Here is a 20,984-nt window from a genome sequence, read left to right as displayed (position 1 = left end):
CATGAACAACGCCGCGGATCGCCCGGCGGACGGCGCGGACCGGGTCCAGCGGGCGCTGCGCACGCTGCTGGAGGAGCGGGACCGCCTCCGGCAGGAGAACGACGCGCTGAAAGCGGGCCGGGTCGAGCCGATCGCCGTGGTGGCGATGGCCTGCCGCTATCCGGGAGGGGTGTCCTCGCCCGAGGAGTTGTGGGACATGGTCCGCGACGGCGTGGACATGGTGGACGAGTTCCCGGGCGATCGTGGCTGGCGGGACGTGTACGACCCGGACCCCGACACGGTCGGCAGCTCGTATGTACGGCACGGCGGATTCCTGGCGGACGTGGGCGACTTCGACGCGGAATTCTTCGGCATCAGCCCGCGTGAGGCGCTGGCCATCGATCCGCAGCAGCGCCTGCTGTTGCAGACCTCGTGGGAGGTCTTCGAGCGGGCGGGCATCGTTCCCGCCGAGGTACGCGGAGCCGACGTCGGCGTGTTCACCGGGGTGAGCTCGACCGAATACGGCTGGCGCTTCCTGGAGGGAGGCAAGAGCGAACTGGAGGGTTACCTGCTGCACGGGAGCGCGCTGAGCGTCGCGTCCGGCCGGGTGGCGTACGAACTGGGGCTGACCGGGGCGGCGGTGACCGTGGACACGGCGTGTTCCTCCTCGCTGGTGGCCCTGCACCTGGCCATGCAGTCGCTGCGGTCGGGCGAGTGCTCGCTCGCGCTGGCGGGCGGGGCGTCGGTGATGTCCTCGCCCGCGATCTTCGTGGAGTTCTCCCGGCAGCGCGGCCTGGCCGCCGACGGCCGGTGCAAGTCCTTCGCGGACGGGGCCGACGGCACCGGCTGGGCCGAAGGGGTGGGCGTGCTGCTCCTGGAGCGGTTGTCCGACGCCCGCCGCAACGGCCACCCGGTGCTCGCCGTCGTTCGCGGTACGGCGGTGAACCAGGACGGGGCCAGCAACGGGCTGACCGCGCCCAACGGTCGCGCCCAGGAGCAGGTGATCCGACAGGCACTGGCCAACGCCGGAGTCGCGGCCGCCGAGGTGGACGCGGTCGAGGCGCACGGCACCGGCACCGTGCTGGGCGACCCGATCGAGGCGGGTGCGCTGCTGGCGACCTACGGACAGGACCGCTCCCCGGACCGGCCGCTGTGGCTGGGATCGATGAAATCCAACATCGGCCACGCCCAAGCCGCCGCCGGGGTCGCCGGGGTGATCAAGATGGTGATGGCCATGCGCCACGGCTTCCTGCCCGAGACCCTGCACGTGGACAAGCCCTCCCGGCACGTGGACTGGTCCTCCGGCGCGGTCGAACTGCTGCTGGCGGGACGGACCTGGACGCCGGCGCACGGTCCGCGCCGGGCCGGGGTGTCGTCGTTCGGAGTCAGCGGCACCAACGCGCACGTGATCCTGGAGGAGGCGCCGCCCGCGGACCCGGACGAGCGTGCTCCGAGCCCGGGCGTGGTCGGCGGGCTGGTGCCGTGGGTGTTGTCGGGCAAGAGCGCGGCGGCCGTGCAGCGCCAGGCGGGCAGGCTGCGCGATTTCGTCGCGGCCGATCCGGACGCGGATGTCGGCGACCTGGGTCGGTCGTTGTGGTCGAGCCGCTCCCGGTTCGAGCATCGGGCCGTGGTGCTGGGCCACGATCGAGACGAACTCCTGGGCGGGTTGGAAGCGTTGGCCGACGGCGTGGAGTCCGCCGCGGTGCTGCGCGGGGCCGCCGGCAAGCTCGGCGGCGTGGTCTTCATGTTCCCGGGACAGGGCTCGCAGTGGGTCGGCATGGGCCGGCAACTGCACGACACCTTCCCGGTCTTCGCGCGCACCCTCGACGAGTGCGCGGCCGCGCTGGCCGAGTGGGTCGACTGGTCGCTGCTCGACGTGCTGCGCGAGGTGCCGGGTGCGCCCACGCTGGATCGGGTGGACGTGGTGCAACCGGCGTTGTTCTCGGTCATGGTGTCGATGGCCGCGCTGTGGCGGTCCTGGGGTGTGGAACCGGCCGCGGTGGTGGGGCACAGCCAGGGCGAGATCGCCGCCGCGCACGTGTGCGGCGCGTTGTCGTTGCGCGACGCCGCCAAGATCGTGGCGCTGCGCAGCAAGGCTCTGGTGGACCTGATCGGACACGGCGGGATGGCGTCGGTGGTCGAGTCCGCGGACCTCGTGGCGGCCCGGCTGACCCCGTGGAAGGACCGGGTGAGCATCGCCGTCGTCAACGGACCTCGTTCGGTGGTGGTTTCCGGAGAACCGGACGCACTCGACGAATTCGTCGAGAAGATGAAGGCGGAAGGCGCCCAGGCCCGCCGAATATCGGTCGACTACGCCTCGCATTCCCACCAGGTGACCCGGGTCCGCGAACGGGTGATCACACCGCTGTCCGACGTGCGGCCGAAATCCTCCGCACTGCCCTTCTACTCCACCCTGTACGGCGAAGTCATCGACACCGCAAAGCTGAACGGCGAATACTGGTACGACAATCTGCGGGAGAAAGTCCGCTTCGAATCCTCCGTCCGCCGGTTGATCGACGACGGGTTCCGGGGGTTCATCGAGATGAGTCCGCACCCGGTGCTGACCGTCCCGGTGCAGGAGATGGTCGAGGACCTGGACGACGCGGTGGTGCTGGCCTCCTCCCGGCGCGATCGCGGCGAGGTCGCGGCCGTGCTCGGCTCGCTGGCCCAACTGCACGTGCGCGGCGGGGCGGTGGACTGGGACGCCCTGTTCGGGACCCGCCGGCGGGTGGAGCTGCCGACCTACGCCTTCCGGCGGCAGCGCTACTGGCTGAACTCCGCGCCCGCGGTGGTCGCGGCCGAGGAGCCCGCGCCGCAACCGCCCGCGACCGACGACGACCCGGTACCCCTGGCCGACCTGCTGCCGACCCTGTCCGAGGACGACGCGAGGACGCGCGTGCTGGAACACGTGCTGGAGCGGGTCGCCGTCGTGCTGGGCCACCCCTCCGCCGAGACGATCGAACCCGACCAGGAGTTCAAGGACATCGGCTTCGACTCGCTGCTGTCGGTGGAGCTGAGCAAACGTCTGGCCGCGACGACCGGACTCAAGCTGCGGGCGAACCTGGTGTTGCGACACCCGACACCGAGACTGATCGCCGGGCACATCATCTCCTCGATGGCCGACCGCGCGCCGCGATGAGCGCGGCGCCGCGGGCGCTTCCCGGTCCGCAGGACCGTCCCGCCGGCGGGACACCGCACGTTCGCGCGCGGTGTGCCCTGTTCCGGCACCCGTTGTCTTGACCGGCCGATCCACCTCCGTGAGTGTGGAGGTGATCTGCGAATTCCTCAGGTTCCCGAGCCTGTTTGCTGAGGGGATGTTCCCTGTGCGTTCGTTCGGTGCGTCGTCGGCGCATAAAGGATTGTGGCTGGCGCAGAAAATGTCTCCGGAAACGCTGAACCACGCGCTGACCATGTGGGACGTGGACGGTGCACTGGATTCGGCGGTGATGGAATCCGCATTCCGGCACGTCCTCGGCGAAGCGGAGGTGCTGCGCGTCAACTTCGTCGACGACGGCGGCGGACTGCGGCTGATTCCCCGGGAATTGGGGGACTGGCGACCGTTCCTCCTGGACCTGAGCGCCGAGGCGGATCCCGAACAGGCCGCGCGTGAGGCGCTGGCCGAGCTGGTGAGGCAGCCGTTCGACCTGGAGCGGGACCTGCTGTTCCGCTTGGGCGTGATCGAACTCGGGCCGGCCCGCTCGCTCGTGGTGATCGCCTACCACCACCTCATCTCGGACGGGTTCGGCGCGGGTGGCCTGCTGTCGCGGCGCCTCGCCGAGGTGTACACGGCACTGGTCCGGGGGACGGAGATCGCCGAACCGCCGCACCCGTGGGACGTCGAGTCGTTCAGCGCCGAGACGGACCGCTACCGCGACTCGCCGAAGTTCGCCGAGGACACCGCGTTCTGGCGCGAGTACCTCGCGGACGCGCCGCCGCCCGCGCAGGTGCCGCGGATCGCCCTGCCCGACGCGACCCGGTCCGCGCTCGCCGAACCGCTGGGCAGCGCCGACCGCTGGGGGCAGTTGGCCGACGCCATCGGCATGGCGAGTCGAACGCTGACCGTGCCGCGCGCCGAGGCGGACGCCTGGACCGAGACCGCGAAGTCCATGGGCGTCTGGATGTCCTCGCTGGTGACCGCCGCCGCCGCGGTGTACCTCCGACACCGGTGCGACCACCCGGAGTTCCTGCTCTCGCTGGCCGTGGGCAACCGGGTCGGGGCGGCCGGCCGGACCCCCGGCCTGGCGGTGAACGTGGTGCCGGTGCGGGTGAAGGTCCCGCTCGGTGCGACCTTCGGCGAGATCGCCGACGCGGTGGTGGACGAGACGTACGAGATCTTCGGCCGAACCGTCTGCCACTACTCGGAGATCCAGCGCGCGAGCGAAACCGTGCTGAGCGGTCGCGGCAGTTTCGGGACCGTGATCAACGTCGTCGAGTTCGTGGACCGACTGCACTTCGGCGACCACCCGGCGCGCTACCTCGGCGCGACGACCGGCGCCTTCGACGAGCTGGCGATCGGCGTCTACACCGACGGGAGTCCCGAGAGCGACCTCTACGTCCGGCTCGACGCCCCCGCGGGCCTCTACTCCGGAGCCGAACTACACTTCATCGGCGCGGAGTTGATCGCCCATATCCGCGCGATGATCGCCGCGGACCCGCAACTGCCGGTCGGTGCGCTGGACGTGCTCACCGGTGTCGAGCGGGATCGGGTGCTGACGGCGCCGGATCAGCCGCCCGGGCCCGGGGCGACGCTTGCGGAGCTGTTCGCCCGCCGGGTGGAGCAGGCCGGCGACGACGTCGCGGTGGTGTCCGGGGACACGGCGCTGTCGTACCGCGAACTGGACGAGCGGTCGGACCGGCCGGCTCGGGCCCTGCGCCGCCGGCAGGTCGCACCCGAGACGGTCGTGGCGGTGGCGATGCCCCGATCGGCGGACCTGATCGTCGCCCTGCTGGCCGTGGTGAAGGCGGGCGGAGCCTACCTGCCGATCGACCCGACCGCCCCGGCGGAACGCATCAGGTCGGTGCTGAGCGATTCCTCGGCGCGTGTACTGCTCACCGACGCGGCGAGCGCGGCCGGGCTCCCCGGCGATCTGCCCGTGCCGACGATCGTGTTCGACGACCTCGGGTCGCACACCGCCGACGGCGACGACGCACGGGAGGTTTCACCCCTGCCGCATCCGGACAACCTGTTGGCTGTGCTCCATGGCTCCGGATCGAACGGCGCGGCCGGCGGGGTCGCCGTGACGCACCGGAACATCCAGCGGATCGTCGCCGACCGGCACTGGCGCGACGGCGGCCGAGGCACCGTTGTGTGGCACTCGCCGCCCACCTCCGAAGCACTCGCCCTCGAACTGTGGGTGCCGTTGCTGAGCGGCGGCCGGGTGGTCGTGGCCCCGCCGGGGGAACTCGACCTCGATGTTGCGACCGAGCCGCGAGCGGGCTCCACGATGTGGCTGCCCGCCGCCCGGTTCGCGGCGATCGCGGCGGAACGCCCCGAGTGCCTGGCCGGGTTGCGCGAGGTGTGGACCGGTGGTGACCGGGTGCCCGCCGCCGCGGTGCGGCGGATGCGCGAGGCGTGCCCCGAGCTGAGCATCGTCATCGGTCACGGTCCGACGGAAACGACCGGGTTCGCCGCCGGCGACCGCCCGGCGGCGGACGGACCGGCGCGGCCCGCGGGCACGGTCGGCCTGCCGATGGACCACACCGCCCTGTACGTGCTGGGGCCGGGCCTGGCGCCGGTGCCCGCAGGCGTGGTCGGCGAGTTGTACGTGGCCGGGCCCGGCGTGGCCCGCGGCTACCCCGGACAGGCGGGGCGGACCGCCGAGCGGTTCGTACCGTGCCCGTTCGGGCCCGCCGGCGGGCTGATGTACCGGACCGGGGACCGGGTGCGCCGGGGCGACGGCGCACGGCTCGAATACGTGGGCCGTGCCGACGCCCGGGCGGAGGTACACGGGCTGCGGGTCGAACCGGCCGAGGCCGAGGAGGTGTTGGCTGAGCACCCCGGGCTGGCCCAGGCGGTGGTGGTCGGCCGGGAGGACGAGTCCGGGCAACGACGCCTGGTGGCCTACGTGGTCCCGGCGGGCGGCCCGCGCGGCGACCTCTCGGGCGAGGAACTGCGGCGGTTCGCCGCGGCGCGGCTGCCGGAGTTCCTGGTGCCGTCGGTGTTCGTACCGCTGGATCGCCTGCCGGTGACGGCGGGCGGACGGGTGGACCGGGCCGCGCTGCCCAAGCCCGAGTTCGACGACGGGCAGTATCGGGCACCGCGCAACCACACCGAGCGGGTGTTGGCCGCGGCCTTCGCCGACGTGCTGGAGCTGGACCGGGTCGGCATCGACCAGGACTTCTTCGACCTGGGCGGCAACTCGCTGCGGGCGATCCGGCTGGTCGGGCTGATCCGGGCGGAGTTGAACCACGAGGTTTCCATCCGCAAGCTGTTCGCGGCGCGCACCATCACCGGTCTGTCGGACATGTGGGGAGACCTCTCCCGATCGAGCAGGCCGGCCCTGCGCAAGCGCACGAAGGACGGCGAAGTGCTCTGAACGCCGACCGCGATCACCACCACTACCCGCACGGAAAAGGCATGTTCGAATGAGGAGTCCGGTGGAGGAACGGTGGGTGCGTCGCTTCCGCGACGACGACGGGTGCGCGACGAGGCTCGTCTGCTTCCCCCATGCCGGCGGCTGGTCGACCGCGTACCGCACTTGGCCGGTGGGACTGCCCTCGGACGTCGGGGTGTTCGGCGTGCGATACCCGGGCCGGGAGGACCGGCTCGGCGACGCCTTCCCGTCCGGACTGGAGGCGCTCGCGGACGACATCGCCGACGCGCTCGCCGAGTCGACGCACCACCGGCTGGTGCTGTTCGGCCACAGCATGGGTGCCTCGGTGGCGCACGAGGTGGCGCTGCGCCTGCAACGACGAGGGTGTGCGCCGGTCGCGTTGTGCGTGTCCGGCCGGCGTCCGCCGCATGCCCTGGAGGGCCAACGGCGGTTCCTCGGCACGGACGAGGAGATGATCGCCGACGTCGTGCGCTTCGACGAGAGCCGCGCCCCGGTTTTCGTGGACCCGGGCCTGCGGGAGATCCTGCTGCCCGCGTTCCGCGCGGACTACCGATTGGTGGACGAGTATCCCGCCGGCCGGCGGGACCCGCTCGACTGCCCGGTCTACGGCTACACCGGCGACGGCGACCCCGAGGTGACCCCGGAGCAGATGCGCGGTTGGGCGGACACCACGAACGCCGGCTTCCGGCTCCGGGTGTTGCCAGGTGGGCACTTCTACCTCAAGGCCAAGGAGAAGGTGCTGCTCGCGGACCTGAGCGAGGTGCTGCGTCGGATCAAGTACCGTGCGGAGGCCGCTTCCTGAGGTGGGCGCTCGGCGCGACGGGTCGGGCCGGTGGGCAAGGCGGGTCGGGCCGGCCGGATGTCGATGGCGCCAATGGCGCCATCGCAGTCGAGACGACTTGCAGATGGCGCATGCATTGCGCCATGATGGCGTCATGGACGTTTTCGCTACTCCCGACCCGATCTCCGTCAAGCTCGACATCTACGTCGGCGACGTGCAGATCACCGCCGAGGACCGGATCGACACCGTCGTCGAGGTACGGCCGACCGACGAGAGCGACGCCTCGGACGTGAAGGCCGCCGAGCAGACGAGTGTCGGGTTTGCCGACGGCGTGCTGGTGGTCAAGGCCCCGAAGCCCGGGCTGTCGGCCATGAACCCCTCCCGCAAGTCCCGTTCGGTGGACGTGTCGATCGTGCTGCCGATCGGTTCGCACGTGCACGGCGAGGCGGCCCTGGGCGACCTGCACTGCTCCGGCCGGCTCGGCGAGTGCACGTTCAAGACGACCACCTCCAACGTGCGTCTGGAGCAGGTCGGCGCGTTGCGGCTGCGTACGGCCGGCCACATCACCGTGGGTCGTGTCGACGGCGACGCGGATGTCCGCACCTCGATCGGACGCATCCGGATCGGCGAGATCGACGGCGCGGCCGGAGTCAAGAATGCCAACGGCAACACCGAGATCGGCAAGGTCACCGGCGACATCCGGGTCCGCGCCTCCAACGGCGACATCACCCTCGACCACGCCCTGGGCGACCGGACCGACGCCAAGACCGCCAACGGCAGCATCCGGGTCGGCGAAGTGGTCCGCGGTGCGGTCGTGCTCAAGACCGCGTGCGGTGACCTGGAGATCGGCATCGGTGCGGATCGCCCGGCGAAGCTGGAACTGACCACCGGTTACGGGCGCGTACACAACTCGCTGCAAGAGGTGGCCAAGTCGGCCGAGGAGTCGATCGAGGTGCGGATGCAGTCCTCCTACGGCGACATCACCATCCACCACGCCTGACGAACGGCAGGCCCGGGAGCGGGTGTTCCCGGGCCGTCGACGGGATGCGGACCGCATGCACGCGCATCCCGTCGGCCTCCGGCCGATCCGGGCCGGGCGCGACCGGGGCGCGATCGCGCGGGCCGCCGCGCCGCTACTGCACCCAGCCGTTGAACTGCTGCTTGCCGCGCTGGGACCGCCTGCTGTTGGTCAGCGCCGCGGCGGACGCCCGGACCATCCAGGTGTTGACCGAGATGCCCTGGCTGGACGCCGCCTTCTCGATCTGTTCCTTCATCTCCTCCGGGGGCCGGAAGTTGATCCGGGCCGTGGCGCCGCTGCGCGGGCCACCGAGGGCGCCGGTCAACCAGTCGCTCGCCGCGTCACCGGTTTCGGCCGGGTCGTCCCCGGCGGGTCCGCCGTCGCTCGGGGGCGCGGTCACCACGAAGCTGGGATCCATCCCGCGCAGGCGCAGGTCCACCGAGCCGGGCGCCAGGTCCCGGCTGATCTCGTCGACCGCGGCCGACAGGACCTTGAGCAACGTGAGCCGGACGGCCGACTCCAGCGGGGCGACGAGTCGCTCGGCAACCGCGCGGGTCTCGGTGTCTCCGGCCGCGGAGGCTGCGACCAGCTCGTCGCGCAGCGCCTCGACGTACTCACGTAGTTCCATGGAACTATCATGGCACATCGATTGCGCCGCGCGGCGCCTGACCGGCGCGCCATTTGTCGGCGCTGTCTTTGTCCTGGTACGTGTGGTGTTTCGGTCGATCGACCGACGCTATTCGGATGCCTTCGGGTCACAACGCGCGAGTGGATTCGGGCAGCCTGTCGCCATCGGCGAGGGCCATGGCGCCATGATGACGCCATGGCGTTCGCGGTCCGGCTCAGCAGTATTCGGCGCTCAGGATGGGCAGGATGGTCTCCGCCCCCCAACTGGCGTTGTAGTTGAACGCGATCCGGTGCCGGCCGTCGTCGGTGGTGGCGACCATGGAGATCCACCCCAGCATGCCGCCGTCGTGGTACCACACGGTGGTGCCGCAGCCCAGCGTGTACCGCTCGATGCCGAGTCCGTAGGAGGCGCCCGGAAAGTCGGGGTTGTCGACGGTCGCCTTCATCGCCGCCAACTGCCGCGGCGGCAGCAGCTTTCCGCGCATCAGGGCACCGTAGAACCGGTTCAGGTCGGCCGCGCTGGAGATGATGTCGCCGTTGCCCCAGCTCTGGGACCCGTTGACCGCGGTGACGTCGTCGACGCGATCCGGCTGCGCCGGGAAGAGCTTGGCGTAGCCTCGGCTGCTCGGTCGGGGCAGGCGGCTGCTCCGCCCGGGGGTGGAGGTCGCTTCCAGGCCCAGTGGTTCGATGATGCGGTCGCGTACCTCGTCCTCGTACGACCTGCCGCCGACCCGCTCGACGATCAGCGCCGCCAGCACATCGTTGGTATTGGAGAACGAGTGCCGGGCCCCGGGCGTGAACAGCGGCTCGTGGGACAGACCCACCCGCACCCGCCACTCGGGCGTCAGCGTGTCGTAGCGGTGCCGGAGGTAGCCGTCGCCCGCCAGGTACGCCTCGCCGTACGCCGGGTCGGCGAGGTAGTCGAACAGGCCGCTGGTGTGGTTGAGCAACTGGCGCACGGTGATCGTGCGGCCGTCGTTGCCGTTGCCGCGGACCAGGCCGGGCAGTCGGCGCTCCACGGTGTCGTCGAGGTCGAGCCGGTGCTCCGCCTCCATCTGGAGCAGCACGGTGGCCACGAAGGTGTTGGTGAGGTTGCCGACGCGGAACCGGTCGTCCTTGCCGCGCGGCGCACCCGTGCTCAGATCGCCCACGCCCGGCGCCGACTTCCAGACTCCGTCGGCATCGTGTACCTGTGCGGTGATGCCCGGAACACCGGCCCGCACGGCCGCGTCCAGCGCGCGCTGCGTCGCCTGGTGGCCGCCCGCCCCGGCACCGGTGCCCCGCGCCGCCTGGGCGGAACCGGTGAAGACGCCGGCCGCCATCGCGATGGCCGCCAGCACGGCCACACCGGCCCTGGATCTTTTGCGTATCGCCATTTCCGCGCTCCCGGGAGTCGTCACTACTCGCCTGTATGCCGTACTCGTGCGGTCCGTCGGCGGCAGCGTAGATCACCATGGCCGGGTACGGGGCGGTTGCGCGGCAAGAGCGCGGCCGACGCGGAAAGCGCGTTCGCGTGTCTCGCCGGCGGGACAGCTCAGGCGGTCTGCATGCCCCTGGCGCGGGCGGTGCGCGAGGCGGTTTCGGAGCCGAGCAGGTCGAGCACCTCGCGGGCACGATCGGGCCGGGTCGAGGAGGCGGGCACGGCCGCGCCGAACGTCGAGGTGATCGCGGCGGTGCCGGGCAGCGGGCCGATCACGGTGACGCCGGGCAGGTCCATCAGTTCGCTGTGCTGTTGCAGGGCCAGGTCGGCCGCGCCGGACGCGAGCAGGCTGCCGACCGGCACGCCCGGCGGGGCCTGGACGAGGCGGGTGCGGAGCGGGTCGGCGAGGTCGAGCCGGGCGATCAGTTCGAGCAGGGCGGTGCCGCTGGGCCCGGTGGAGTAGGCGATCCGGTCGGCGGCCAGCAGGGCGGCGCGCAGGTCGGCTGCCGAGTCGAGGGCCGGCACCGGCGACCCGGACGGCACGGCGGCCACGACCCGGGACACCCACAGCGGGCGCACGGTGCCCTCGACCAGGTGTCCCTCGCGGGCCAACTCGGCCAGTGCCCCGTCGGCCAGCACGAGCACATCGGCCTCGGCGCCCTCGCGTATCCGCCGCGCGATCTCGACCCCGCCGGCCGACTCGAAGCCCACCCCGATGCCGTGCGCGAGCCGAACGTGGTCGGCAACCTCGGCCAGGATCAACCGCGTTGCCATCGAGGACAGCCCACGGATGCGTCGGTCCACGTCGCCTCCCCATGTTCGGCAGTCGGTACGTCCGGCGATCGGGCAGTCGGTCCGTGCACCCCCGTCGGCGCGGACCGGTCGCGCGACCGAGCGCCGGACGTCTGCGCCGAGCCTGCCAGGCGGGCCCGGATCCGCCCGGGCGGGCTTCCGCCTGGCGGAAACACCGCCCGACCCGAGGCCGTCCCGGATGCCAGGGTTCGAGGAGTTCGAGATGTTCGCCGCGTTCCGGGAGATGCCATGGCCGATGCCGCCGCTGTCGACACCGTCACTTCGGTTCCGATAACAATCGTCGGGGCCGGTCCGGCCGGGCTCATGCTGGCGCATCTGCTCGGTCGCGCGGGCATCGAGGCGGTCGCGATCGACACCCGCACCCGGCACGAGATCGAGACCACGCAGCGCGCCGGCATCCTGGAGGCGGACGTCGCCCGGGACCTGGTCGAGACCGGCGTGTCCGACCGGATCCTGCGCGACGGCGACGAGCACGAGGGCATCGAGCTGCGCTTCGGCGGCCGGCCGTACCGCATCGACTTCCAGGAACTGGTCGGCGAGTCGGTGTGGCTCTACCCGCAGACCGACGTGTTCATCGACCTGGCCGCCGCCCGGGACCGCGACGGGGGCACCGTGCACTTCGGCGTCCGGGACACCGAGGTCCTCGACGTCACGAGCGAGCAGCCCCGGGTGCGCTACACCGCGCCCGATGGGACCCGCCACGAGATCCGGGCGCGCTACGTGGTCGGCGCGGACGGGTCGCGCGGCATGTGCCGCGGCCTGGTGCCCGAGGACCGGCGGGTGCGCTACACCAAGGAGTACCCGTTCGCCTGGTTCGGCATCATGACCGAGGCGCCGGCGAGCGCGCCCGAGCTGGTGTACGCCTGCTCCGAGCACGGCTTCGCGCTGATCAGCCAACGCACCGAGACCGTGCAGCGGATGTACTTCCAGTGCGACCCGCACGAGCCGGTCGACGCCTGGTCGGACGACCGCATCTGGGCGACGCTCCAGGCCCGGGTGGCCGGCGAGGACGGCTTCCGGCTCGCCGAGGGGCCGATCTTCGAGAAGACGGTGCTGCGGTTCCGCTCGTTCGTGCAGGAGCCGATGCGCTGGGGCTCGATGGTCCTGGCCGGCGACGCCGCACACACGGTGCCGCCGACCGGCGCTCGCGGCCTCAACCTCGCGCTGCACGACGTCAAGGTGCTCGCCGACGTGCTGGTGCGGGCATTCGGCGGCGAGGGCGCCGGAGCACTGGAGGACTACCAGCCGCGCGCCCTGCAACGGGTGTGGCGGGCCCAGAACTTCTCCTACTGGATGACCCGACTCCTGCACACCGCGCCGGGCGGCACGCCGTTCGACTTCCGACGTCGGCTCGGCGAACTCGAGAACGTGGTGGGCACCCGCGCCGGCCGCGGCTACCTCGCCGAGCAGTACACCGGCTGGCCCACCCGCACCTCGGCCTGACCCCGGACACCCCCAGGAGAGAACGCATGATCATCGACTGCCACGGTCACTTCACCACCGCGCCGGCGCAACTCGCACAGTGGCGGGATCGGCAGGCGGCGGCGGTCGCGGACCCCCGCGACGCGCCCGACCCCGACGACCTGGTCATCACCGACGACGACCTGCGTCGGGCGATCGAGGGCAACCAGCTCCGCCTGATGGACGAGCGCGGCAGCGACCTGACCGTCTTCTCGCCGCGGGCCAGCTTCATGGCGCACCACATCGGCGACTTCGAGGTCTCCTCGATCTGGGCGCGGATCTGCAACGACCTGGTCCACCGGGTGAGCACGCTCTACCCCGACCGGTTCGCGACGGGCGCGATGTTGCCGCAGTCGCCGGGCGTCGACCCGGCGACCTGCCTGCCCGAGCTGCGCCGCGCGGTGGAGGAGCTGGGCGCGGTGACGATCAACCTCAACCCCGACCCGTCGGGCGGCCACTGGAGCGCCCCACCACTGACCGACCGTAGCTGGTACCCGATCTACGAGGCGATGGTCGAATACGACATCCCCGCGATGATCCACGTCAGCACCTCGTGCAACCCGGCCTTCCACACCACCGGCGCGCACTACCTCAACGCCGACACCACGGCGTTCATGCAATTGATCCAGGGCGACCTGTTCGCCGACTTCCCGACGTTGCGGTTCGTGATCCCGCACGGCGGCGGCGCGGTGCCCTACCACTGGGGCCGGTTCCGCGGCCTGGCGATGGCGCTGGGCAAGCCGGACCCCGAGACGTTGTTGGACAACGTCTTCTTCGACACCTGCGTCTACCACCAGCCCGGCATCGACCTGCTCACCCGGGTGATCCCCAGCCGGTCCGTGCTCTTCGCCAGCGAGATGATCGGCGCGGTCCGCGACGTCGACCCGCGCACCGGTCACCACTTCGACGACACCAGGCGATACGTCGACGCCACCGCGAACCTCTCCGACCCGGAGCGGGCCGACGTTTACGCCGGCAACGCCCTCCGCGTCTACCCCCGACTCGCCGCCCGCCTGGCCGCGGCCGGTCACTGAGACCCCAGGAGCACACCCCATGGAGCACACCGAGATCGGCGTCGTGCACACCTCGATCACCCGGGCCGACCCCGAAGCGGTCGCCGCGCTGTCGGCGTTCGGCGTGGCCACGATCCACGAGGCGATGGGCCGGGTCGGGCTGATGCGCCCCTACCTGCGCGGGGTCTACTCGAAGGCCCGGTTGTGCGGTACGGCGGTGACCGTGTTGCTGCAGCCCGGCGACAACTGGATGTTGCACGTCGCCGCCGAGCAGATCCGCGAAGGCGACGTCGTGGTCGCGGCCTGCACCACCGAGAGCGAGGACGGCTTCTTCGGTGAACTGCTCGCCACCTCGTTCCGCGCCCGGGGCGCCCGGGGCCTGGTCATCGACGGCGGCGTGCGCGACGTGGCCGAGCTGGAGGAGATGGACTTCCCGGTCTTCGCGCGGGCGGTCAACGCCAAGGGCACCGTCAAGGCCACGCTCGGCTCGGTCAACGTGCCGGTGGTCTGCGCCAACGCCCTGGTCCGCCCCGGCGACGTGGTCGTGGCGGACCGCGACGGCGTCGTCGTGGTGCCGCGCGAACGGGCCGCCGAGGTCGCCGAGGCGTCCGCGCGGCGCGAGGAGAACGAGGAGGGCAAGCGCGCGCGATTCCGCGCGGGCGAACTCGGCCTGGACATGTACGACATGCGCGGCCCGCTGGCCGCGCTCGGACTGCGCTACGAGGACCGGGGATGACCGAGAACTTCGCGAAGACCCCCGGCTGGTTGGACTGGTACGCCCAGCCGAGCCGGCCGCGCTTCCGGCTGCCCGGGGGCGCCGTCGACGCGCACTGCCACGTCTTCGGCCCGGGAGCGGAGTTCCCGTTCGCCCCCGAACGCAAATACACCCCCTGCGACGCGTCCAAGAAGCAACTCTTCGCGCTCCGCGACCACTTGGGCTTCGCCCGCAACGTCGTGGTCCAGGCGACCTGTCACGGCGCGGACAACGCCGCCATGGTCGACGCGCTGCGCGCCTCGGGGGGCCTGGCCCGGGGCGTCGCGACGGTGCGGCCGGGGATCTCGGACGGGGAACTGCGCGAACTGCACGAGGCCGGCGTGCGCGGCGTGCGGTTCAACTTCGTCAAGCGCCTCGTCGACGCGGCACCGCGGCAGGACCTGTGGGACGTGGTCGAGCGGATCAAGCCGTACGGCTGGCACGTCGTGATCTACTTCGAGGCCGCCGACCTCGCCGACCTGCGCGACTTCTTCCTGGACATCCCGGTGCCGCTGGTGATCGACCACATGGGCCGACCCGACGTCACCCGGGACCCGCACGGCCCGGAGTTCGAGGCGTTCGTCGACTTCGTCCGGGCCAGACCCGACATCTGGTGCAAGGTGACCTGCCCGGAACGGCTCTCGGCGAGCGGCCCCGCGGCCCTGGACGGCGAACAACACGCGTATCGCGACGTCGTCCCGTTCGCCCGACGGGTGGTCGAGGAGTTCCCCGACCGGGTGTTGTGGGGCACCGACTGGCCACACCCCAACCTCACCGCGCACATGCCCGACGACGGCCTGCTCGTCGATTTCATCCCGCACATCGCGCCGACGCCGGAACTGCGCCGCAAGCTCCTGGTCGACAACCCGATGCGGCTGTACTGGCCGGACGCCACCTGACCCACCGTACGATCGGAATCCCACCATGGCGCTGGACAAGACCTACAAACTGGTTCCGGGAACGACCGTCTTCGACGCCGAGCAGTCCGCCAAGGGCTACCACCTCAACCAGTTCTGCATGTCGCTGATGACGGCGGCCAATCGTGCCCGCTACCTCGCCGACGAGCGCGCTTACCTGGACGAGTGGCCGCTGCGCGAGGCGCAGAAGCAGGCCCTGCTCGACCGCGACCTCAACGCCGCGATGGCCGAGGGCGGCAACATCTACTTCCTCGCCAAATGGGGCGCGGCCCTGGGCCTGTCGTTCCAGCAGATGGCGGGCTCGATGACCGGCATGACCGAGCACGACTATCGCGAGATGATGGTCGGCGGCGGTCGCTCCATCGAGGGCAACCGGATCGACCACGCCGTCCTGGACGCGGCGTACGCCGACCCGACACCGCCGACCGAACACGCCACGATCACCGCCGGCGTCTTCACCTCGCACGTGCCGGCGATCGGCGCGGCGATCGACCACGGCAAGACCGACGAGCCCTATTGGCAGCCGCTCTTCGAGGGCTACGAGTACGCCAAGCAGTGGGAGCGGGAGAACATCCCCGACGTGGTCTTCCTGGTCTACAACGACCACGCCACCGCGTTCGACGTGTCGCTGGTACCGACCTTCGCGCTCGGTACCGGCGCGGCCTACCCCACCGCCGACGAGGGCTACGGGCCGCGGCCGGTTCCGGGCATCGAGGGACACCCCGAACTCGCCGCACACATCGCGCACTCGCTGATCCGCGACGACTTCGACCTCACCCTCGTCAACGAGATGGCCGTCGACCACGGCCTGACCGTCCCGCTGTCCCTGATGTTCGGGGACGTCGACGCGTGGCCGTGCAAGGTGATCCCGTTCCACGTCAACGTGGTGCAGTACCCGGTGCCCTCGGGCGCCAGGTGCTACGAACTGGGCCGGTCGCTGCGCAAGGCGATCGAGTCCTACGACAAGCCGTTGAAGGTCCAGGTGTGGGGTACCGGCGGGATGAGCCACCAGCTCCAGGGCCCGCGCGCCGGCCTGATCAACCGCGAGTGGGACAACGCCTTCCTCGACAGGCTGATCCGGGACCCGGCCGGTCAGTCGCGGGTGCCGCACCTGGAGTACGTCGAAGAGGCGGGCTCGGAGGGCATCGAGCTGGTCATGTGGCTGATCGCCCGCGGGGCGATGAGCGACATCGACGGCTCGGGCGAGGTCGAGGTCAAGCACCGCTTCTACCATGTGCCGGCCTCCAACACCGCCGTCGGCCACCTGATCCTGGAAAACCACCCGCGGGCCCAGGCGCCCGCCGCGAAGGAGTGACATGAGCGCCGAACAGACCGTCCGGATCGCCCTCGCCGGGGGCGGCGCCTTCGGCGCCAAGCACGCCGCCGCGCTGGCGCGGATCGAGGGTGTCGAGGTGACCGCGATCGTGAGCGGCACCCTGGAAAGCGCCCGGAAGTTCGCCGCCGAACAGGGCGTGGGCCGCGGCGTGGCCTCCCTGGAGGAGGCACTGGCGATGGACGACGTCGACGCCGTCGTCCTCGCCACACCCACACCCATGCACGCCGCCCAGACGATCGCCTGCCTGGAGGCGGGCAAGCACGTCCAGGTGGAGATCCCGCTCGCCGACTCGCTCGCCGACGCCGAGGCGTGCCTGGCCGCGCAACAGCGCACCGGACTGGTCGCGATGGTGGGCCACACCCGCCGCTTCAACCCCAGCCACCAGTGGGTGCGCCGACAGGTCACGGCGGGGGACTACCGCATCCAGCAGATGGACGTGCAGACGTACTTCTTCCGCCGCAAGAACCTCAACGCCCTCGGTGAGCCGAGGTCCTGGACCGACCACCTGCTGTGGCACCACGCCGCGCACACCGTCGACCTGTTCGCGTACCAGACCGGGTCGCCGATCGTGCAGGCCAACGCGATCCAGGGCCCCATCCACCCCGAACTCGGCATCGCCATGGACATGTCGATCCAACTGCGCGCGGAGAACGGCGCGATCTGCACCCTGTCGCTGTCGTTCAACAACGACGGACCGCTGGGCACGTTCTTCCGCTACATCGGCGACACCGGCACCTACCTGGCGCGCTACGACGACCTGGTCACCGGCAAGGACGAACCGATCGACGTGAGCGGGGTCGACGTCTCGATGGACGGCATCGAACTCCAGGACCGCGAATTCGTCGCCGCCATCCGCGAGGGGCGCGAGCCGAACTCCTCGATCGCCCAGGTGATGCCCTGCTACCGGACACTGGCCGCCCTCGAGAAGCAGCTCGCCGCTGCCGCGAACTCGTGACCGCGACCCGCCCGTCGAGCCCGGGCCACGCGCCGCGCCGGATCGGCCCGATCGAGGTCTCGGCGATCGGCACCCCCGCCGTGTCGGACCTCACGGGCCGCGCCGGTGTATCGCTCGTAGAGGGCGTGCTCGGCGACCGGGTCCAGGGCCGCCGTCGGCTCGTCCGGCAACAACAGCAGCGGGGTGCGTTTCATCATCGCGCGTGCGGTGGCCACGCGTTGCCACTGGCCGCCGGACAGTTCGACGCCGTCCCGGTAGGTCCGACCCAGGTGCGACGCGAGACCGTCGGGCCGGCGGTCCGGAAGGCGCTCCGCGTCCGCGGCCTCCAACGCGCGGGCAACCGGCGCCGCCTCGTCCATCCGGGCGGGGTCGCCGGCTCCGACGCTGTGCTGTCCGCTGGTCTCCAGCCTGGCGTAGTCCTGGAAGGTCCCGGAGACACGTTCGCGCCACCGGTCGATGTCCAGGTCGGTCAACGGCGTGCCGTCGACGAGCAATCGGCCGCCGTCGGGGGTGTACAAACCGCACAACATCTTGACCAGCGTCGTACCCCATCACGCCCATGTGCGCCAGGCCGACCACCTTCGGCTCCTGCCGTGGGACCGCCGACCGGACCTGCACATCGCCTGGGGCGGCGGCAACGCTTTCGCCCGGAGCGTGCACAGCACGCCGCTGCTGGACCCCGTCCCGGCCCAGGTCTTCTACTTCGGCGACCTGGACGTGGCCGGGGTGCGGATCGCGGCAGCCGCGACGCAACAGGCCGAGGAGTTCGGACTCGGCCTGCCGCGACCCGCCGTGCCCTTCTACCGCTTCCTCGTCGAGGGCCCACCCTCCTGGCGCGGCCCCGACCGCAGCAACCGGCCCGGCAGTTCCCACGGCACGCTGCTTCCGTGGTTCCCGCCGGACCTGCGCCCCGCCATCGCCGACCTCTTCGCCACCCGTCGGCGCATCCCCCAGGAACGACTCGGTCTGTCGGCGCTACACGCCGACCCCTCCCTCTGGCTGTGGCTGATCGATCCGCCCTGAGGGCGCCCGGGCCCTATCGGGTCCTTGTCGGGTTCAGATGCGGTCGGCGGCGATCAGGAGGTATTGGAAGGAGCCGTCCCGGTAGGAGTTGATGAACGCCTCCTCGATGCCGGTGACCAGGGAGGAGGTGGCTCGCGCCTCCCAGTAGGGCAGCGTTGCCGGGGTCAGGTCGATGACGGCCTGGGGGACGAGGCGGTTGTCGGCCATGGTGCGCATGTACTCGCGGCGCGAGTGGATGTTGCACTCGAAGTGCGCGTTGATCCGGGAGACCCACTTCGAAGGCTGGCCGTAGCGGGGGTTCCAGCAGCCGGTGATGGTCACGTAGCGGCCGCCGACGGCGAGGATGCGGGAGTGCTCGGCGAAGAGGTCGTCCAGGTCGACGTACATGCTCGACTCGTTGTTCCACGAGGCCGCCACCCGCCCCGTCTCGAAGGGCATGTCGAGCATGTTGCAGACGCGGGCGTGCACGGAGTCCGCGATGCCGAGTTCACCGGCCCGCCGGTTCGCGAACTCGGCCTGCTTGGCCGACAGCGTGACGCCCTCGACGTCGCAGCCGAAGCGCTGGTGGGCCATCACCATCGAGCCGCCGCGGCCGCAACCGGCGTCCACGAGCGTGTCCTCGCGGCCGATGGTGCCCAGGTGGTCCAGGAGGGTGTCGGTCTGGGCCGATTCCAGGCGGTGCAGCTCGGCGATCAGCCGCTGCTCGTAGCCGCTGTCACCGGTGTTCCCGAGGGCGGCGTGGTCGACGGGGCCGATCCCGTAGTGGTGGTGGTAGAGACCGTCCACGTCGCCGAGCCGCAGGTTCACCGGCCGCGCCTCGTGGTCCCAGTAGCGGGCGATGTCGCCCTGGTAGGGCGTGGCCGGGGCGGGCACGAACGCGGAGACAGGGGCGACGATGTGCTGGGTGTTGGTCACAGATGAGTCCGTTCTTACCAGAAGTCGGGAAGGCTGTAGCGGTAGGTGTTGGTCCGGTGCCAGTAGTGGTTGCCGTCGACCCACGCGGCCACGCCCCGCAGGAAGCGCGGCAGGGCGGCGATCGGCAGCTCGGCGGCCAACTCGGCGGCGGCGGCCTCGAAGGCGTGCATGAGCTCGTTGTGGACCTCGATCGCCTTCAGATAGGCGTCGCGCTCCGAGCAGCCCTCGCGGTCGGCGATCACCACGGGCAGGTTCAAGTGGCGTCCGGGGGAGGCCAGTTCCTTGGTGTACGAGTACAGGTCGTTGACGATCGTGGTCGCGTTCCCGGCGAGCGCGATGACCCGTTGCATGCCGGGGTGGGCATGCAGGTCCGCGGCCAGTTCGTAGCCGCCGACGGTGTCGGTGATGGTCGGGCAGGGGCGGAAGTTGTTGAACTGCCGCATCGCCAGGTATTCCCACACCTCCGGTACGTGGTCCGTCTCGGACCAGGACGCCTCCGCGAGGTACCCCAGGTGCAGCCGCGCCATGTCGTGCCGGAAACGATCGGCCTGGGACGGGGTGGCCTGCCCGACGAAGTACTCCATCGCCGAGCGGTAGGCGCGCCGCGGGGCGTCCGAGTGCAACGACCGGGCCCACTGGGGCTCGTACTCCGTCGTCGTCCACACGGGATCGAGGGCGGTATGCGCCAACAACAGGCGCCCGCCCAGGCCGACGGGCGAGCCGCCGTGGTCCTCGCAGTAGCAGTCGTCGACGGCGTTCTCCGCCGCCATCAGTCGCGCCGCGATCATCAGGTGGTCGATGGTGGGCGCGTCCGGATGGCAGGCGACCATGTAGCGGCCCACGGAGAAGCCGTCGAACTGGTCCTCCCAGTCGGGCGGGAAGAGCTCCACCTCGTCCACGGCCCAGGACTTGATCCGGCGGCCGACCTCCTCCGCCCGTACCGGGTCGGGCTCCGGCACCGGGTGGTGGTAGAGGCCCGGGATCGCGATGCCCTCGGTCGGTGGTTGGGCCGGCGGTTCGGCGGGTGCGGGCGGCTCTTCCCGCCGGTACGGGAACAGCCCTGCCGTGCCCAGGCCACTGGGGCCGCGCAGGATGCGCGCCGGCGCGGGACGCGGGGATCCGGCCGGGACCGGGGACGTGGGTGCGGGCAGGCTCGACGGCGAGGAAGAAGGCCCGGGCTGGGGCATCCGCAACTCCTTGGCTCCTTGGTGAGTGGATGGGCTGTCCCCGAATCCGGGCGTGCTCGGTGGACCGGCCGACCCGGGACGGTGCGTGGTGTCGTGCTCCGCGCGAGCCGGCGGAGCGTGTGCTAGGGAGCCCCCACGGGGGTCGGGGGCACGAGCCAGGGCCCGGGGGGGGGGGCGAGGGTAGACACCCCCCCCCGCCCGGCGGGGGCCCCCCCGGCCGGGGGGCTGATG

17 protein-coding genes are annotated in these 20,984 nt (G+C 71.4%); 11 read left to right on the top strand and 6 right to left on the bottom strand.

What is annotated here, in order from left to right; genetic code table 11:
- Window position 1 precedes the first annotated feature (1 nt).
- From ACFXMF_RS00670 to ACFXMF_RS00655, 4 genes are all read left to right on the top strand, one after another.
- Window positions 2-3,118 (top strand): type I polyketide synthase, encoded by a 3,117-nt coding sequence (locus tag ACFXMF_RS00670; protein ID WP_360305643.1) that lies wholly within the window; start codon window positions 2-4, stop codon window positions 3,116-3,118.
- Window positions 3,119-3,293: 175 nt separating this feature from the next.
- Entirely contained in the window at window positions 3,294-6,515 is a 3,222-nt protein-coding gene (locus tag ACFXMF_RS00665; RefSeq protein ID WP_380017770.1) for an amino acid adenylation domain-containing protein, read from the top strand.
- A 76-nt stretch (window positions 6,516-6,591) separates the two neighbouring features.
- Complete coding sequence (locus ACFXMF_RS00660; protein ID WP_379987555.1) at window positions 6,592-7,335, top strand: thioesterase II family protein; 744 nt, start codon at window positions 6,592-6,594, stop codon at window positions 7,333-7,335.
- A gap of 133 nt (window positions 7,336-7,468) precedes the next feature.
- Window positions 7,469-8,314: a DUF4097 family beta strand repeat-containing protein gene (locus ACFXMF_RS00655; RefSeq protein WP_360305647.1), complete on the top strand. Its 846-nt coding sequence runs from the start codon at window positions 7,469-7,471 to the stop codon at window positions 8,312-8,314.
- Window positions 8,315-8,447: 133 nt separating this feature from the next.
- On the opposite strand, the gene ACFXMF_RS00650 is transcribed toward ACFXMF_RS00655, so the two are convergent.
- The 3 genes from ACFXMF_RS00650 to ACFXMF_RS00640 form a co-directional block, all read right to left on the bottom strand.
- Complete coding sequence (locus ACFXMF_RS00650; protein ID WP_360305649.1) at window positions 8,448-8,960, bottom strand: Arc family DNA-binding protein; 513 nt, start codon at window positions 8,958-8,960, stop codon at window positions 8,448-8,450.
- Between the two features lie 214 nt (window positions 8,961-9,174).
- Window positions 9,175-10,335 carry a serine hydrolase domain-containing protein gene (locus tag ACFXMF_RS00645; protein ID WP_379987558.1) on the bottom strand — a complete coding sequence of 387 codons (1,161 nt, stop codon included), beginning with the start codon at window positions 10,333-10,335 and terminating at the stop codon, window positions 9,175-9,177.
- Between the two features lie 158 nt (window positions 10,336-10,493).
- Window positions 10,494-11,183, bottom strand: coding sequence for a substrate-binding domain-containing protein (locus ACFXMF_RS00640; RefSeq protein WP_379987560.1), 690 nt, complete (start codon window positions 11,181-11,183; stop codon window positions 10,494-10,496).
- 237 nt (window positions 11,184-11,420) lie between these two features.
- Here ACFXMF_RS00640 and ACFXMF_RS00635 point away from each other — a divergent pair, with 237 nt between their 5' ends.
- From ACFXMF_RS00635 to ACFXMF_RS00610, 6 genes are read left to right on the top strand one after another with little or no spacing between them, the layout of a single operon-like run.
- Entirely contained in the window at window positions 11,421-12,635 is a 1,215-nt protein-coding gene (locus ACFXMF_RS00635; protein WP_360305655.1) for a 4-hydroxybenzoate 3-monooxygenase, read from the top strand.
- A 26-nt stretch (window positions 12,636-12,661) separates the two neighbouring features.
- Window positions 12,662-13,687: an amidohydrolase family protein gene (locus ACFXMF_RS00630; protein ID WP_360305657.1), complete on the top strand. Its 1,026-nt coding sequence runs from the start codon at window positions 12,662-12,664 to the stop codon at window positions 13,685-13,687.
- 19 nt (window positions 13,688-13,706) lie between these two features.
- On the top strand, window positions 13,707-14,402 hold the full coding sequence (ligK, locus tag ACFXMF_RS00625) for a 4-carboxy-4-hydroxy-2-oxoadipate aldolase/oxaloacetate decarboxylase (protein WP_360305659.1): 696 nt from the start codon (window positions 13,707-13,709) through the stop codon (window positions 14,400-14,402).
- Window positions 14,399-15,319, top strand: a complete 921-nt coding sequence (locus ACFXMF_RS00620; protein ID WP_360305661.1) for an amidohydrolase family protein — start codon at window positions 14,399-14,401, stop codon at window positions 15,317-15,319. Before ligK ends, ACFXMF_RS00620 begins: the two co-directional genes overlap by 4 nt.
- Before the next feature lie 25 nt (window positions 15,320-15,344).
- Complete coding sequence (ligA, locus tag ACFXMF_RS00615) at window positions 15,345-16,652, top strand: protocatechuate 4,5-dioxygenase subunit alpha (protein WP_360305663.1); 1,308 nt, start codon at window positions 15,345-15,347, stop codon at window positions 16,650-16,652.
- Between the two features lies 1 nt (window position 16,653).
- A complete protein-coding gene (locus ACFXMF_RS00610; protein ID WP_360305665.1) occupies window positions 16,654-17,628 on the top strand; it encodes a Gfo/Idh/MocA family oxidoreductase in 975 nt (324 codons plus the stop codon).
- On the opposite strand, the gene ACFXMF_RS00605 is transcribed toward ACFXMF_RS00610, so the two are convergent.
- Window positions 17,574-18,158 (bottom strand): ATP-binding cassette domain-containing protein, encoded by a 585-nt coding sequence (locus tag ACFXMF_RS00605; RefSeq protein ID WP_379987564.1) that lies wholly within the window; start codon window positions 18,156-18,158, stop codon window positions 17,574-17,576. The genes ACFXMF_RS00610 and ACFXMF_RS00605 overlap by 55 nt on opposite strands.
- A gap of 1 nt (window position 18,159) precedes the next feature.
- Here ACFXMF_RS00605 and ACFXMF_RS00600 point away from each other — a divergent pair, with 1 nt between their 5' ends.
- Window positions 18,160-18,651, top strand: coding sequence for a hypothetical protein (locus ACFXMF_RS00600; RefSeq protein WP_379987566.1), 492 nt, complete (start codon window positions 18,160-18,162; stop codon window positions 18,649-18,651).
- 33 nt (window positions 18,652-18,684) lie between these two features.
- On the opposite strand, the gene ACFXMF_RS00595 is transcribed toward ACFXMF_RS00600, so the two are convergent.
- Together ACFXMF_RS00595 and ACFXMF_RS00590 are read right to left on the bottom strand one after the other, a co-directional pair.
- A complete protein-coding gene (locus tag ACFXMF_RS00595) occupies window positions 18,685-19,566 on the bottom strand; it encodes a geranyl diphosphate 2-C-methyltransferase (protein ID WP_360305671.1) in 882 nt (293 codons plus the stop codon).
- Window positions 19,567-19,580: 14 nt separating this feature from the next.
- On the bottom strand, window positions 19,581-20,912 hold the full coding sequence (locus ACFXMF_RS00590) for a family 2 encapsulin nanocompartment cargo protein terpene cyclase (protein ID WP_380020478.1): 1,332 nt from the start codon (window positions 20,910-20,912) through the stop codon (window positions 19,581-19,583).
- Window positions 20,913-20,984: the final 72 nt, after the last annotated feature.

The sequence above is a fragment of the Embleya sp. NPDC059213 genome, from assembly GCF_042754445.1.
Classification (GTDB): Bacteria; Actinomycetota; Actinomycetes; order Streptomycetales; family Streptomycetaceae; genus Embleya.
The sequence above is the reverse complement of the archived record's forward strand: the minus strand, read 5'-3'. Positions and strand labels throughout refer to the sequence as shown.

Coding starts and splice junctions, on each gene's coding strand:
- ligK (WP_360305659.1), top strand. CDS start 13,707: ATGGAGCACACCGAGATCGGCGTCGTGCACACCTCGATCACCCGGGCC.
- ACFXMF_RS00655 (WP_360305647.1), top strand. CDS start 7,469: ATGGACGTTTTCGCTACTCCCGACCCGATCTCCGTCAAGCTCGACATC.
- ACFXMF_RS00670 (WP_360305643.1), top strand. CDS start 2: ATGAACAACGCCGCGGATCGCCCGGCGGACGGCGCGGACCGGGTCCAG.
- ACFXMF_RS00635 (WP_360305655.1), top strand. CDS start 11,421: ATGGCCGATGCCGCCGCTGTCGACACCGTCACTTCGGTTCCGATAACA.
- ACFXMF_RS00665 (WP_380017770.1), top strand. CDS start 3,294: ATGTTCCCTGTGCGTTCGTTCGGTGCGTCGTCGGCGCATAAAGGATTG.
- ACFXMF_RS00610 (WP_360305665.1), top strand. CDS start 16,654: ATGAGCGCCGAACAGACCGTCCGGATCGCCCTCGCCGGGGGCGGCGCC.
- ACFXMF_RS00650 (WP_360305649.1), bottom strand. CDS start 8,960: ATGGAACTACGTGAGTACGTCGAGGCGCTGCGCGACGAGCTGGTCGCA.
- ACFXMF_RS00645 (WP_379987558.1), bottom strand. CDS start 10,335: ATGGCGATACGCAAAAGATCCAGGGCCGGTGTGGCCGTGCTGGCGGCC.
- ACFXMF_RS00605 (WP_379987564.1), bottom strand. CDS start 18,158: ATGTTGTGCGGTTTGTACACCCCCGACGGCGGCCGATTGCTCGTCGAC.
- ACFXMF_RS00630 (WP_360305657.1), top strand. CDS start 12,662: ATGATCATCGACTGCCACGGTCACTTCACCACCGCGCCGGCGCAACTC.
- ACFXMF_RS00620 (WP_360305661.1), top strand. CDS start 14,399: ATGACCGAGAACTTCGCGAAGACCCCCGGCTGGTTGGACTGGTACGCC.
- ligA (WP_360305663.1), top strand. CDS start 15,345: ATGGCGCTGGACAAGACCTACAAACTGGTTCCGGGAACGACCGTCTTC.